This is a genomic window from Prosthecobacter sp. (genome assembly GCF_044378005.1).
GTDB lineage: Bacteria > Verrucomicrobiota > Verrucomicrobiia > Verrucomicrobiales > Verrucomicrobiaceae > Prosthecobacter.
Map to the genome: position 1 here is coordinate 1 of NZ_JBILYB010000069.1, position 13797 is coordinate 13797.

Below are 13797 nucleotides of genomic sequence, written 5' to 3' on the forward strand. Positions count from 1 at the left end.
CGATAAGCATTCCGGAGGTAATTTTGATTGTCTGAATTTGAGATGTTCGTCCAGCGATTGCCGCGGAAGTCGTGGAAGCTCCAGCGACCGCCATTGAAGCGAAGATCGCCGTCCCAAGACACACATGCCCAATCAAGTTCCAACCCTTGAACCTGAAACTCGGTGGCAGCGTCTTCCAAGTAGAAACTCGAGCGTGTGTCATTCCGGTCATTCAAGAACCAATGAACGGGATCAACATCCACACGAATATCAATCGCATGAGGTTTAAGTCGCTGAGCCTTTGATGAGGCAATCAAACCGTAACGCTCTGATCCACGGGCCTGTGAACGAACCCAGTTCTTTGCTAAACTAAGGTCACGAGTGATTCTGATCGGATAGCGTGCAGAGATGCTTGCGAACGAATCACGAGCGACCTCCTTCTCACAGTCTAACATTGCTTTCACGAAAGAGGATACATGCTCAGCTCGGAATGAGCGCATTGAAACGGCTAGATGAAGGCTGTCATCAAGGTGTGTGTTGGGTCTCCGTTGGATGTCCTCAAGAGCATGGCCTGCGGCATACTCAATATCAGCCAGCTTTGACGAGATATACATATGCCACTCTGGGAAAGCAGATTGGATGGCCTCTAGCCAAGAACTAATCCCAGCCTCCCCCGTGTTGATTTCCTGTCCACCACCAACAAGACAAACAATCACAGCCCAGTCTTTATGACGATCCATGCAGGAGATCAGAAACTCAGGCTCAGACTGAGAAAACCCTGCACGCCCTTTCTTGCGGATCATAAAGTTTGAAGTCTGCTTCTGATTCCAAGCTCGCTGTGCTTCATCAAAGATGACGACATGATCAGATGGAGGCCCTTCATCGATTAAACCATCATCGCGGAAGTGATGAACATTTTGAATGAAGGACTCGATGGTGCCTCGAATGAACCCTTTTTTAACCTTCTCTTCCTTTACTTTGCGGCGTTCAACCTCGTCGCGGGTTAGTGCCTCGCGAAGCACTTTAACCAGAGGACCGTTACCCGACAAGAAGACCGCATGCGTTGGCTCATCTTTGTCGCGACGACGGGTGGCAATATTGAGTCCAACGAGAGTTTTTCCTGCACCTGGAACGCCAGTGACAAAGCAAATCACCTTCATCCCCCTATCCTTGGCATCATCCACCAGTTCTTCGATTCGCTTGGATGTCACGCGCAGGTTCTTTGCGCCTGCATCATAACGCGCAATAGCATCTACAGAATGCTGTGCATAGAGAGCTCTCGCTGCCTCGACTATGGTTGGAGTGGGCTGGTAAGAAGCTTTAGCCCACGAAGGGCCGTCTAAAGCTGCTTTTCCGGTAACATGCTGAAGCATGAGTTCCATTAACCGACGAAGTCCTGCTGCACTGCTTTGAAGTGGATGATAAACATTGTCAGCATCCATTTTGATTGTGAATGAGCACGAATCTTCAGCCTCAGTTGCCACAAGAATAGGAACAATAGAGGCCTCGTGACTGGCTTCATGAAAGTTCTTTAAATCCAAGGCATAGTCCCAAACCTGATCAAGTGAACCACGGTCGAATACACTCTCGCCAACTTTGAACTCGATCGCAAAAACCACAGGGCCGGCTAATACGACAACGTCGATCCTTCGCCCCATACGAGGTATCGTAAACTCAATCAATACACTGCCATCAAGCCCACTAAGTTGCTGCTTCAATAGCGGAATCTGAACAAGCCAAGCATCTCTCTGTGTATTCATCACGCTGAACTGACTGTTTGCAGAAAGCTGAGAAAAAATTTCTGAGTCCGGTTCCTGTAGGAAGGATTTAATTGAGGAACTGTACCAAGCTCGAAGGGGAGATGCTAAAGAGGCGTTCTGTGCATTCGCCTCGAGATTTGATGAAATCATGTTGTGATAATTGGGCCTTTTTAGAAAATCGAATGCAAGACAGTACCAGGAAACTAATGGCCCTCTGCGTTGCAGGGAAGCCATGAGTGAAAATTCTGCCCTCGATCCTGCTGCCATCTTTTGCTGTGCGGTCTCGCTCCGAGATGCTGCCATGCCGCTCTCTGATGCGGGCCACTACACCCTGAGTGATGCTTACAGCGGCTGGAATGGCTTTCTTCAAGAGGTCATGCGCGTCGCCACCTTGTTTGAGACCTGGGCCACGGCGCATGTGGCCTTTGATCACCTCGGGGAGGTCTGGCCTTACTTCATGGAAGATCGTTTTGGCGCGGCCTGCGTGGAGGTGGCAGATATTTGGGCACTCGCGGGCTTTGATGAGATGGACTGCCTCCGCATCGCGCAGCACTTGCAGTTGCCGTTGTATTACGATGACGAACTCGTCATTCCGCTGGAGATCCGGACGCGGAATACTATCGCAGGCTCCGGCTTTGCTGAGTTCGGCATTCAGACGATGCGCCGCCATCTTGTCGATGCAGAAGTCGTGCCCTTCATTAGTGGGGACGAGCTTTGGGACGAGGACTATGCGCTGCCCATGCTCGTTCTCAGCGGCATCACCGCAGAGGGCCAGAGGGAGCGCATCGCCGACTTCGCCACCTACCGCGATGCCGTGTCGCTCGTGACGAAGCTCGCCCCCGGCATCGACTTCCCCGAAAGGCCGGTGGTCAGAGCTTGATGACATGCTGTCCCTGATTTTCACCAAGAGAGGCTGAAACTTCACTGGTCTGAAAAGGGCTCTGCGGCGTTCCCATCTCTCGCGATGTAACATCCCCGAGCGCTGCTGCCTTGGTTCCGCTGCCTTGCATTCCCTTGTCATTCTCCTCTCGGGGATAGCGTGGCGGCACTTCTCCATGAAGCGGCGCGCGCTGGCCTGCATCCTGGGATCAGGCAGCTTCACCCGCAGTGCCCACTGCCCTGAACCGGTGGCGGCGCAGGATGACGAGGACGCCGAGGGAGGCGAGGAAGAGGGTGCCGGGCTCGGGCACGGGGGAGAGGGAGAAATTGGAGAATTCGAGGACGGTCTGATTGCCGGAGATGGAGCCGAGGAGGTTGGCATCGGCGACGGTGGCGGCATCGAACTGGAAGGTGAGGTCGGTGAAGGGACTGGCGGCCTGGAACTCGAACTCGATGGTGGCCAGCCCGCCGCCAAGCTGGAGAATGTTGAGGATGTTGGCGGTCTGGTTGGTGTTGATGTCCTGGATGGGGTTGCCGCCATTGAGGAGGCTGAAATTGGCGGCACTGAGGGCATTGAGGTCGATGCCGGCCCCTGACTGCACATTGAAACTGACGAGGTAGTTCTGACCCTGGGTGAGGCTGAGGCCGGTGACATCGGCGGTGCTGGCCCATGAGTTGATGGCGCTGACGCCGAGGACTTGATCCGTGACGCTGGTAATGGTGGGCCCAAGGGAACCCAGGAGTCCAGTGGTGGTGGTCTCAAGCTCACGCCCGAAGACGAGGGTGTTCCCCGTGGTGCGGGTGTAGGCGGCGAGCTGGACATCGACGGTGCCCACGAGGAAGACATCGGCCCCGAGCTGGACGAGGCCAGCGGCGGAGTGCTCCCAGGTGGTGTTTCCCGAACTCTCGGCGGCCGGGGTGTAGAAGGTGGTGTCCACCTGGAGGCTGAGGACGAGCCCTGTGCCGGGGCGCCGAGCCTCGAAGTCGGGGTCAAAGAAGGCGGAGTCGGTAATCAGGCTCTGGGCCTGAACGGGAGCGGCGGCGTGGAAGGCGGCCACCAGAAGCGTCATGGCTGCGAGTTTGACGCAATGAGCGGGGATGGAAGGTGAGATCGGTTTCATGGGATGGAAGTGGGGGGAACATGAGTGCTGACCGGGAACCATGAGCTGGCCCACCGGAACTGTATTTTCTGCCCATTCGGAATTCCATGGGACCCATGGACTATCATGATTAACCACCGTTAGTTAATCTGAAGCCCCCACTCCCCGCCCTTTCAGAACTTCATGAGACTTTAGTCCTACACCGCCCCCAAGCTTCTCTGCTGGACCTTGCCTGCCGGGGGACTTTGCGCTGTGATGTGGCGCACCTTCCATGAAGCGTTTTCCATTCCTCCTCTCACTCGCCGCCGCCGCCACTCTCCACGCTGCAAAGCCCGAACCTGCGCAAGCGCCGCCGTCCCCCATCTCGGCGGCGATGCAGGGCTTTGTGGAGAAAGGGGAGCTCGCCGGTGCGGTGACGCTGGTGTGGAGCGGTGACAAGGTGGTGAGCCATGAGGCGACTGGGTTTCAGGATCTGGAAAGCAGGACACCGATGTCGAAGGACAGCCTGTTTTGGATCGCCTCCATGACGAAGCCGATGACGGCGATGGGGGTGATGATGCTGGTGGAGGAGGGCAAGCTGGGCCTGGATGATCCGGTGGAGAAGCATCTGCCGGAGTTTCGCGGGCAGATGCTGCTGAAGGAGAAGAAGGCCGAACAAACGGTGCTGGTGAAGCCTGCGCGTGCCATCACGATCAAGGATCTGCTGACGCACACGAGCGGACTGGTGGGCAGCAGCCCGCTGGATGCCGAGGCACTGGATGTGCTGACGCTGAAGGAGGCGGTGATCACCTATGCGCTGAGCCCGCTGCAATTCGAGCCGGGCAGCAAGTGGTCCTACTGCAATCCGGGGATCAACACACTGGGAAGGCTGATCGAGGTGGCGAGTGGTGATGACTACGCGAAGTTCATGGAGAGGCGCTTCTTCAAGCCGCTGAAGATGAAGGACACGACCTTCTGGCCGAGCAACGGCGATGTGAAAAAGCGCCTCGCCACCTCCTACAAACCCGGTGCCGATGGCAAGGGCCTGGAGCCCACGACGGTGAAGTATCTCACCGCGCCCTATTCGAGCAAAAGACGCACGCCGCTCGCGGCTGGCGGCCTGTTTTCCACGGCTGAAGATCTGCTGACGATCTACCGCATGGTGCTGAATGGCGGTGAGCTCGACGGCAAACGCTATCTCAGCGCCGAGAGCCTGAAGCTGATGGCGCAAAACCACACGGGCGATCTGAAGGCGGGCTTTGCCGATGGCATGGGCATGGGCCTTGGCTTTCAAGTGGTGACGACACCGACCGGAGTCACGGGCACGCTGAGCGAAGGGACCTTCGGCCATGGTGGGGCTCATGGCACGCAGGGCTGGATCGACCCGGTGAAGAAGACGATCCACATCCTGCTGATCCAGCGCACCGGCCTGCTGCCGACGGGCGATGCCTCGCCGATGCGGCAGGCCTTTCATGAGGCCTTTGCCGGGATGCCGAAGTGATGCAGCGGGCCTGTTCTTCACAGACGGATGTGAACAAGAAAATCATGCGCTGGTTTGATCCGGCGCGGAAGCTCGCCATCTGTCGCCATCCTCATCAGTGAATGGACGGCACACCACGCAAACCCAATTCGACTTCCTCACCGGGCGCGAAACCACCCTCGCGCGGGCGCTCGTCGGCGCGGACGAACGATCAGCTTGCTCTGCCCTTAACCGACTCCGAGCGAAAGGCCTCGCGGAAGCAGCTCGACTCACTCCATCCCGGCAATCGGCTACGCCTGATGTTTGGGCAGCCCTTGTTGCCGCAAGAGCCCGAGAGTGGGAAGTCCCGCTGATCCGGCTGGACGGGCTCGGCATCGGCCGAGATGCGGATGGGATGCTTTCTTCAAAGACGCTCGTGCCTTTAAAGACAGGCGCGGAGGCGAGTCCCTTCATGGACCGGCAATGGGAGGTGGTTTATAAACTCTTCCCGCTTCATGCCACGGGTGGTCTGGGAAAGACCTTTGAGATTGAGCGCATGGAAGAGGGCGACGGCTTCGAGATGACGGTGCGGGATGCCATTCTCGCGGAGACGATGGAGAAGCTCATGGTCCTGCACGATGCCGGCGCGCATCCGACGGAGATCGTGGGCATCGATGACCAGGGCGACTATCTCGTGGTGAAGCAGCCACTCGCGCAGCCTTATGTCGATCTGGAAGAGGACCGGCTCGTAGCCATCGAGCGAGTGAAGGCGGTGCCGTGCAAGGCGCGCTTTCGCCGCAATGTCTGGGTGCTCTGGATGCACAATCAGGCATGGATCATGAGTGATCTGCATCCCGGAAACATCATGCGCGAGCCGGATGGCCAGCCCTGCATCATTGACGCGCTGCTGGCTCCCTTGCCTCCCGGCGTGATCGAGACGGACCGCTTCCTCCGCGAGGCGGTGGACGATGCCCGCGCCTGGCGCGAAGGCCGCCCGCGCCGCGCCAGCGATCCCTTCGCGCTGGTGTCGGACGATGATTTGTGATTCGTGATTGGCAGCGCGGGAGCTTTTCTCCATACTCGCCGCCCCATCATGAAAACCCGCGCCTTCCTCGCTGCCCTCGTGGCTCTTTCCGCTCTCCCCGCCATCGCTGAAGATGGCTTCACGCCGCTCTTTGACGGCAAAACCATGACCGGCTGGAAGAACGCCTACGACTGGGGCAAGATCGAGGTGAAGGACGGTGAGATCCATCTCACGGGAGAGAAGAAATTCTTCGTCATCACCGAGAAGACCTACAGCGACTTCATCTTCGAGGGAGACATCTTCCTGCCCGAAGGCCAGGCCAACAGCGGCTTCATGTTCCGCGCCCATGTGCAGCCAAACAAAGTCTTCGGCTATCAGGCCGAGGTGGATGGCGACCCGAAGCGCAAGTGGTCCGGCGGCCTCTACGATGAAGGTCGCCGCATGTGGTTCATCAGCCCGATCAAAGGCAACAAAGAGAGCGAAGAATCCTTCCGCGCCCGTGCTGGTGATGCTTTTAAACGCAACGACTGGAACACCTACCGCATCACCTGCCAGGGCAAGAAGCTCAAGATCGAAGTGAACGGCGTGGTCACCACCGACGTGGAAGATGACATGGACGCCAGCGGTGTCATCGCCATCCAGCATCACGGCGAAAAGGGCGCGACCTACAAGTTCCGCAACCTGCGCATCAAGGAGCTGAAGTAAGCTTTCGCATTCCCTTCGATGGCTGAATCCTTCGCCGCCTTCATGGCCCGCGCGCTGCATGACCCGCAGCGCGGGTATTATGCGCGGAGGATTCAGGGCATCGGCGGCCAGCGCGGCGACTTCGCCACAGCGGCGACGCTTTCACCGCTGCTCGGGCAGGCCATCGCTGCCTGGATTCAGGAAAACCGACGAGCGATGCCCGAGGTGCGGCATGTGATCGAAGTCGGTGCAGGCAATGGCGTGCTGATGGAGACGGTGCGGAAGTCACTCGGCTGGTGGCAGCGGAGACGTTTCAAGTGGCACATCGTCGAGAGTTCGGTGGCTTTGCGGGAGCAGCAAAAGCAGCGACTCGGTGCTGCAGTGGCGTGGCATGTGGATCTGGAGTCGGCGCTGCGTGCCTGCGGTGGAGCAGCCTTCATCTACCACAATGAACTGCTCGATGCCTTTCCTGTGCGGCTGGTGCAATGCCACGAAGGAGAGTGGCAGGAGGTCTTCGTGGAGTTTGAAAACGGACGTGCGCGTGAGTTGCTCAGGCCGCTGGAGATGAAGCCTGCATTTTCCGCGCTTTCCCACTCGCCGCAGCATCCTCTCCAGCGCTGTGAGCTTCATGATTCGGTGCGCGAGTGGCTTCACGGCTGGGTGCCGGAATGGAAGCGCGGGGCGATGCTGACGGTGGATTACGGAGACACCTTTCCCGCCCTGTATCAGCGGCGTCCACGCGGCACGCTGCGGGCCTACTTGATGCATCAGCGTCTGGAAGGCCTGTCGATCTATGAGAATGCCGGCAGGCAGGACATCACGGCGGATGTGAACTTCACGGACTACCGCGCGTGGGCGGTGAAACTCGGGCTCGTGGAGATCGGCTATGCCACCCAGGCGGAGTTTCTCCAATCAAGTGTGCCGGGCGCGAGCGGGCCGATGCTTGATCCCGATGGAGCGGGCGGTGCCTTCAAGGTCGTAATGCACCGTCAGGTGGAGCATTGAGCAGCGGGCGAAGATCCACCGGCTCCGGGCACCCCCCGATGGTGGCTTTCGCTTCGCTGAAATTCCAGACGCCATCGGTCATCGTGGCGACGGCGTGGATGCTGGCCGAACCTTTGGGACCGGACACGGGCACGTTGAGGTCAGCCGTGCCGGTGTTGTTATTGATGGAGACGTTCCCTGTGACGAGCCAGCCCTTGGTCATCGGTTCACCGAGAGCCTCACGCATCACTTCGGATTTTTTCGCGGCTTCAAAGGCCGCATCTCCAGGGCCAGAGCGCCAGAGCATCACGAAAGCGAAGAACATGATGGCCATCATCAGCCCGAAGACGAGGACGACGAGCAACGCACATCCCCCACAACCAAAGGCGACGCCCTTGCCCACGGCGGCTGCATTCTCACGCTGGATGTTCGTGGGATCGCCAAAGGGACGTTCGGTGCTCATGGATGGAGATTAGAGTTTGGGGATTGCGGGGAAGCACTCCATTGGAATGGGATGCTACGAATGGGCGGTTGGAAAGTACAACCCCATTCCAATGGGGTTCGGTCTGGATCAGTGACAGCCACAGCCTGTGCCACAGGAGCCACCGCTAGACGCGGTGCTGGCGCTGCCTCCACCCATGATCCCAGTGCCGCCGATGGGCACACGCCGCACGGGCTGGGCGCTGTCGGGATGCTGGGTGAGGGCCGAGTCCTTCATGCTCTGGCGGATCTCGAAGCGCTTGGGTGGATCGCCTTCAAACTGGGGGATGGTTTCGTAAACGTAGGTGGGCATGGGGGGAAAGGTGGAATGACGAATGACGAAAACCAGAGCGGAAAGCAAGCCTGGAAACAAAAACGGCGTCCCGGGATGACCGGGACGCCGTGAGTAGAGAGTTTCGAGGATTACGCTGACTGTTCGTCGATGCGGACAGCTTTGTAGCCGCCGATGCCCTTGAAGTAGAGCAGGAGCAGGAGGTAGATCGCTGCCATCGTCATCGGGATGTAGGAGTCAGCCTTCAGAGTGGCGCGATCGCCCTTCTGGTCGGCGGTGACGACGGCCTGCTGCTTCGGAGTCTTCTCCTTGGCATCCTTGGCTTCGCCGAGCTTTTTGCCATCAAGGCCGAAGGCTTCGGTGGAGGCGAGGTTGAGGAAGGTGGAAGCTTTCTCAGCTTTGTATTCCGCGTAGATGGCGGAGTCAGCCTTGTTCAGCTCTTCGCCAGCAAAGCGGTCTTTGCAGTAGCCGAGACCAGGGCCGCCGATGAGACCGGCGGAGAGCATGCCGATGCCGCCCATGATGGACATGGCGACAGCGCCCGTCTGCGGATAGCGGTCACCGACGACAGCAAGCATGGTGGGCCAGAAGAAGGTCTTGCCGACGGCATAGATGCCAAGGGCGACGAGGGCCATCGTGAAGGATTCCATGGTGCTGGCGAGGTTCAGACCGACGCAGGCAATGATGGAGCAAACCAGAAGCAGACCGATGGGGGAGAGCTTGAGAGTTTTCTCGATCCAGTGAGCGCAGAAGCGCAGGCCGAACATGATGGCGGAGGTCCAGATGAAGAGGTACTTGCCCTGCTCAGAAGTGAAGAGGTTGCCAGTGATGTTCTGAATCCAGCCGTCGGTGCCGAGTTCCACCGCGCCGACCATGGCGTGAGTGACGAAGAGCACGAAAAGGATGAAGGAACCGATGGAGCCTTTGGTGATCACAGTGACCGCAATCAAGAGAATGCCACCGATGGCGTAGCCGATGACCTTGGCGTTGTCAGGGAAGAATGCCTTGCTGATGTCGCCGAAGAACAGGGAAAGGAGGTAGCAAACCACGACTGCACCGAGGATGCCGACAGGCTTGAACATCTGAACGAAGCTCGCGCCTTTCTCGGCGGCTTCGGATTTCGGGAACTTCTGACCCATGAACATGATCGCGTAGAGCACGGTCGGGACGAGATACAGAGCGAGCTGCATTTTCCAGCCAAGCTGCATTTTGTCATCGAGGACCCAGCCGGCGACGGAGCCGAGCACCATCCCGGCAGGCCAGGAGGCGTGCAGGATGTTGAGGTAATGGGTGCGGTTCTCAGGGAAGAGAGTGGCGACGAGCGGGTTCGCCACAGCTTCGAGGGTGCCATTCGCATAAGCGAAGATGAACATGCCCCAGAAGAGGAAATTGTAGGCATTCTCAGGTGTGCTGGCACCGAAGGTGACGAAGGCCGAGAGGACGTGGCAGAGCAGCGCGAGGGCCACCAGTTTGCCATAGCCGATCTTGTCCACGATGACGCCGCCGAGGATGATGCCGAAGCAGAAGCCGGAGAAACCAGCGCCGCCGATGGCACCGAGCTGGGCTCCTGTGAAGCCGTACTCCTTGCCCCAGTTGTCAAAGATACCGCCACGGATGGCAAAGCCGACGCCGGCAGCCAGGATGGCCATGAAGCCAGCCCAGAGGAGGCGCATACGATTGTTTTCGCTCATAGAAGATTAATTAAGGTTGGTGGGATGATGAGGTGATGATGTAACCGCCAGCCGGGACCAACGAATAAAGCTGGGCGACGGGCGGAGGTCGTTTTAGTGGGCGAGCCGGGGGGTGACAAGATAAAAAATAGGCGGCCCCAAAGGACCGCCCATTCTGGAAAAGTCTGAAAGAAAACCTGATTAATGCCCGCCGATGGCGACGGGCTTGTAGCCGCCCTTGGCCCGGAACCACAGGAACATGCCGAGATAGCAGACGAGCATGAAGCCGGGAAGCACGGCGATGTTCGTGAAGGCGCCGCGTTTGCTGTCGGCCTGGACGGCATTGAGTTCCTTGGCTGAAGCCGCATCCAGAGCTTTGATTTTCTCCTGATCGAGGCTGGGCGTTTCACCGAAGATGCTAGGCTTCGCAGGCCCCTCGACTTTGGCGAGCAGGGCACCGTGGTCTTTCGTGAGACGTGTGTGCATGTCCTGATCCTGCTGGTAGCCGATGAAGGGACTGCCCAGCACGCCGAGGAAGAGCACACCAACGGCGGAAACGCCGTTCAGGGTGAGCGCGCCGCCTTTCGGGAACTGCTCGGAGGTCAGACCGAGTGTGGTGCTCCACAGGAAGGTTTTGCCAAAGGCATAGATCGTGGAGGCAGCGACGATGGTCCAGCCGACACTCTTTGATAGAAGCATCAAGCCAACGATGGCGATGCCGGAGCCAAGAACGAGGAGGCCGATGGGCGAAAAGCGATGCACGATGGGGCCAGCGTAGAAACGCAGAATGGTCATGATGGCGGAGACATACACGAAGACCCAGGCAGCGAAGTTGGGCGAGTCGGCGGGACCGTTGAGCTTGAGCAGCTCAGGCATCCAGCCATCGGTGCCGAGTTCGGTGGTGGCGAGGGGGCCGATGATGATGAGCACGACGAGGAAGAGCCAGTTGCCGAGAGACTGCGTGTAGAGGCCGATGGCGACCGCGACGACTCCTGCGATGGCGAGATCGTAGGTCCAGTTCACTTCCTTGCCCGCCATCTGATACACGGCGGCGACGATGAGGGCGGTGATCATGAAGAAGCCGACCGCGCCGACTTCCTTGAGCATGTCGCGGTAGCTCACACCAGCGGCCACGCGCTCATTGACAGGGAATTTGCAGGGCAGGATCAGCAGCGCGTAGAGCACGACGGGCACGAAGCAGAGCGCGAAGCGGAACTTCCACACCGCATCGAAGCCGAGGGTGGTGTTTGGGAAGAGCGCGCAGAAGAGCGCCCCAAGCGCGAGACCTGCGGGCCAGCCTGCATGAAGGATGTTCAGCCACTTCGATTTCTCTTTGCTGAACACCGTGGCGACCACGGGATTGATGAAGGACTCGACGGTGCCGTTTGCCACGGCGACGAGCAATGTGCTCCAATAGAAAGAGGTGAAGCCATCCGCATTCAAGGTCAGCACCAGCGAGACGAGATGACAAACGATGGCAAAGAGAGCCACCGTCTTGTAGCCGATCCAGTCGATGATCAGGCTAAAAAAGATGATGCTCAGCGCGAAGGGCCACATGCCCGCACCGTTGATCGCACCCTTCTCGTTTTCAGAGAGGTTAAAGCCGTCCTGAAGCAGGCCGATGGTGTTGGCGCGGACGCCGAACACGAAGGACGTGGCGACGAGGGCGATGAAGCAGGCCCAGAACAATTTCATGTCGGGCCGCGGGTCGGAGGATGTGTGGGAGCTCATGGTTGGGAGAAAGCGGCGGGATTACAGGGGAAACCCTGCAAGGCGGCAATCCTTTTTTCCAATGAACTCCCAGCGCTATCGAACCAGAGCTCAGCCCCGCTTCATCACCCGCTTGTAGATCACGAGCACGAGCAGGGAGCCGAGAGCGGCGATGCCGATGCTGCGGAAGTTGATACCATCCGTCGCTCCCCAGCCGAGGAGGTTGGTGGCGATCAGGTTGCCCACGATGCCACCGATGATGCCGAGGATGATGGTGCGGAAGATGCCATTCGAGTCATTGCCCGGATGGATGAATTTGCCGAGAATGCCGCCAATAAGGCCGACGATGATCCAAGAGAGAATGCCCATAAGGAGATCAGGCTACCCAAGTTTGCCGTCCGACGTCAATCCTCATTTCCGTCACTTGGCCCGTGGCTGCATGTAATAGGTGCCGTTGGTCATGGTGTAGGCGTTGGCGATGGGCATGCGCTTCAGGGCGTGCTCGGCCCCCCAGGAGTCGGAGTAGAGCACCTCGCTGGTCTTGGCGTTGTAGCCGATGATCAGACGCATGTGTCCGCCATTGGCCTGGGGGATTTCTTTTTCCGGCAGGAGCCCGAGCGAGACACTCCACATGATGGGGATGCCCTGGTCAATGAGGGACGCGACGGTGCGCTGGAATTTGCCGAAGCCGGAGCGGTCGCGCTCGGTGCGGGCTACTTTCAGCACTTCGCCATCCATCTGCTCGACGATCTCGTTGATGTAGATGGTGCCGCCGCGCGGGCTGGCATCGACTTCGGGCTTCTTGGCCTTTTTGGCCTCTTTGTTGTAGTCATCCACCTTGTCCATGAACTTCTTGAACTCCCAGTCTTCGATAACACGCACACTGACGCCCATGCGGCCTTCGAGCTTGTTCAGTGCGGCGAGCATCTTGTCCGGACTGGTGCCGCCGCCATCGGTGGTGTCGGCGATCTGGGCCATCTCGTGCTGATCCACCGGGATGCCGTAGTATTTAAAGACGCGCTCAGCGGTGGCCACGGCGCAGTAACCCTTCGGGCCTTGATCGACCATGGGCACGTTGGCGATGACGACATCGCCGCTCTCCTCGCGCTTCACATTGCCGACGAGGCTGCCACGTCCAACCGGAGCGGCTGATCCAGCCGTGCTGGTGGCGGCGACGGCATTGCGGGCTCCAGCGCCGACATTGGCAACGCGGAGTCGGACGAATTCAGCGCGGAAGGGAATGGCCCGGCTCTTCATTTCCCGCTGGTAGCTGTATTCGAGCAAGTAGGCGCTCGGCGCTTTCATCCACACGAGCCCCTCGGCAGCCACGGCGCTGGATTTGTCTTTGCCTCGCTCGGTCGGGCTGACGGCGAGACGCTTCGAGATGGCATCGCTCAGTTCTTTGACGCGGGCTTCAAACTGATCGCGAGTGTTGATGAGAGTCTCGGCATCACCGCGATTGTAGAGGGAGAAGGTGAGTTTCGCCGGATTGCCCTCGGATGAGAACTCGATGATGGCCTCATTCATCTTGATGCTGCCTTCCCAAAGGCTGAGCCCCGGGCCGAAGAAGCGCGCTTGATCCTTTTTCTCCGAGAGCCAGTCGAAGCGCGCCGGGCCGAACTGCTGCTCGAACTGGGCGGTGGTCATCTGCCAGGCACTTTCGCCCGCGAGGAGTGCATCCAGCGGGCGGGCAGAGGCGGCGGATTCCTGACCGAAGGCAGGAACAAGAGAAATCCAAAGGATCGCAGCGAGCGTGGAGAGGCGTTTCATGGGCAAAGAGACTGGGGAATTATCCCG

The 13797-nt window shown here is 58.9% G+C and carries 13 protein-coding genes; 5 read left to right on the plus strand and 8 right to left on the minus strand.

What is annotated here, in order from left to right:
• Nucleotides 1–1973 (minus strand): DUF2075 domain-containing protein (locus AC6FTP_RS14250; protein WP_497207585.1); only part of this gene is annotated, 1973 nt, incomplete at its 3' end.
• On the opposite strand from AC6FTP_RS14250, the gene AC6FTP_RS14255 reads away from it, so the two are divergent.
• The gene (locus AC6FTP_RS14255) at nucleotides 1972–2619 is read left to right on the plus strand and encodes a hypothetical protein (protein ID WP_497207586.1); all 648 of its coding nucleotides are present in this window, start codon (nucleotides 1972–1974) and stop codon (nucleotides 2617–2619) included. The genes AC6FTP_RS14250 and AC6FTP_RS14255 overlap by 2 nt on opposite strands.
• A 208-nt stretch (nucleotides 2620–2827) precedes the next feature.
• On the opposite strand, the gene AC6FTP_RS14260 is transcribed toward AC6FTP_RS14255, so the two are convergent.
• Nucleotides 2828–3739, minus strand: a complete 912-nt coding sequence (locus AC6FTP_RS14260; protein WP_497207587.1) for a PEP-CTERM sorting domain-containing protein — start codon at nucleotides 3737–3739, stop codon at nucleotides 2828–2830.
• Nucleotides 3740–3989: 250 nt separating this feature from the next.
• On the opposite strand from AC6FTP_RS14260, the gene AC6FTP_RS14265 reads away from it, so the two are divergent.
• The 4 genes from AC6FTP_RS14265 (at nucleotide 3990) to AC6FTP_RS14280 (ending at nucleotide 7869) form a co-directional block, all read left to right on the plus strand.
• Complete coding sequence (locus tag AC6FTP_RS14265; protein WP_497207588.1) at nucleotides 3990–5198, plus strand: serine hydrolase domain-containing protein; 1209 nt, start codon at nucleotides 3990–3992, stop codon at nucleotides 5196–5198.
• Between the two features lie 394 nt (nucleotides 5199–5592).
• A complete protein-coding gene (locus tag AC6FTP_RS14270) occupies nucleotides 5593–6201 on the plus strand; it encodes a hypothetical protein (protein ID WP_497207589.1) in 609 nt (202 codons plus the stop codon).
• Nucleotides 6202–6249: 48 nt separating this feature from the next.
• Nucleotides 6250–6885: a 3-keto-disaccharide hydrolase gene (locus AC6FTP_RS14275; protein WP_497207590.1), complete on the plus strand. Its 636-nt coding sequence runs from the start codon at nucleotides 6250–6252 to the stop codon at nucleotides 6883–6885.
• Between the two features lie 18 nt (nucleotides 6886–6903).
• Nucleotides 6904–7869, plus strand: a complete 966-nt coding sequence (locus AC6FTP_RS14280; RefSeq protein ID WP_497207591.1) for an SAM-dependent methyltransferase — start codon at nucleotides 6904–6906, stop codon at nucleotides 7867–7869.
• Here the strand turns inward: AC6FTP_RS14280 and AC6FTP_RS14285 are convergent.
• The 6 genes from AC6FTP_RS14285 to AC6FTP_RS14310 form a co-directional block, all read right to left on the minus strand.
• Nucleotides 7835–8311, minus strand: a complete 477-nt coding sequence (locus AC6FTP_RS14285; RefSeq protein ID WP_497207592.1) for a cytochrome c oxidase assembly factor Coa1 family protein — start codon at nucleotides 8309–8311, stop codon at nucleotides 7835–7837. The genes AC6FTP_RS14280 and AC6FTP_RS14285 overlap by 35 nt on opposite strands.
• A gap of 108 nt (nucleotides 8312–8419) precedes the next feature.
• Nucleotides 8420–8641: an FmdB family zinc ribbon protein gene (locus tag AC6FTP_RS14290; RefSeq protein WP_497207593.1), complete on the minus strand. Its 222-nt coding sequence runs from the start codon at nucleotides 8639–8641 to the stop codon at nucleotides 8420–8422.
• A gap of 110 nt (nucleotides 8642–8751) precedes the next feature.
• Entirely contained in the window at nucleotides 8752–10311 is a 1560-nt protein-coding gene (locus tag AC6FTP_RS14295; protein ID WP_497207594.1) for an MFS transporter, read from the minus strand.
• A 180-nt stretch (nucleotides 10312–10491) separates the two neighbouring features.
• Nucleotides 10492–12021 (minus strand): MFS transporter, encoded by a 1530-nt coding sequence (locus AC6FTP_RS14300; RefSeq protein ID WP_497207595.1) that lies wholly within the window; start codon nucleotides 12019–12021, stop codon nucleotides 10492–10494.
• Nucleotides 12022–12111: 90 nt separating this feature from the next.
• Nucleotides 12112–12369, minus strand: coding sequence for a GlsB/YeaQ/YmgE family stress response membrane protein (locus tag AC6FTP_RS14305; protein ID WP_497207596.1), 258 nt, complete (start codon nucleotides 12367–12369; stop codon nucleotides 12112–12114).
• A gap of 51 nt (nucleotides 12370–12420) precedes the next feature.
• Nucleotides 12421–13770: a C39 family peptidase gene (locus AC6FTP_RS14310; RefSeq protein ID WP_497207597.1), complete on the minus strand. Its 1350-nt coding sequence runs from the start codon at nucleotides 13768–13770 to the stop codon at nucleotides 12421–12423.
• Nucleotides 13771–13797: the final 27 nt, after the last annotated feature.

Bases quoted from the DNA above. Each gene is read 5' to 3' on its own strand.
- AC6FTP_RS14255 (WP_497207586.1), top strand. From the start codon at position 1,972: ATGAGTGAAAATTCTGCCCTCGATCCTGCTGCCATCTTTTGCTGTGCG.
- AC6FTP_RS14260 (WP_497207587.1), bottom strand. From the start codon at position 3,739: ATGAAACCGATCTCACCTTCCATCCCCGCTCATTGCGTCAAACTCGCA.
- AC6FTP_RS14265 (WP_497207588.1), top strand. From the start codon at position 3,990: ATGAAGCGTTTTCCATTCCTCCTCTCACTCGCCGCCGCCGCCACTCTC.
- AC6FTP_RS14275 (WP_497207590.1), top strand. From the start codon at position 6,250: ATGAAAACCCGCGCCTTCCTCGCTGCCCTCGTGGCTCTTTCCGCTCTC.
- AC6FTP_RS14280 (WP_497207591.1), top strand. From the start codon at position 6,904: ATGGCTGAATCCTTCGCCGCCTTCATGGCCCGCGCGCTGCATGACCCG.
- AC6FTP_RS14285 (WP_497207592.1), bottom strand. From the start codon at position 8,311: ATGAGCACCGAACGTCCCTTTGGCGATCCCACGAACATCCAGCGTGAG.
- AC6FTP_RS14290 (WP_497207593.1), bottom strand. From the start codon at position 8,641: ATGCCCACCTACGTTTACGAAACCATCCCCCAGTTTGAAGGCGATCCA.
- AC6FTP_RS14295 (WP_497207594.1), bottom strand. From the start codon at position 10,311: ATGAGCGAAAACAATCGTATGCGCCTCCTCTGGGCTGGCTTCATGGCC.
- AC6FTP_RS14300 (WP_497207595.1), bottom strand. From the start codon at position 12,021: ATGAGCTCCCACACATCCTCCGACCCGCGGCCCGACATGAAATTGTTC.
- AC6FTP_RS14305 (WP_497207596.1), bottom strand. From the start codon at position 12,369: ATGGGCATTCTCTCTTGGATCATCGTCGGCCTTATTGGCGGCATTCTC.
- AC6FTP_RS14310 (WP_497207597.1), bottom strand. From the start codon at position 13,770: ATGAAACGCCTCTCCACGCTCGCTGCGATCCTTTGGATTTCTCTTGTT.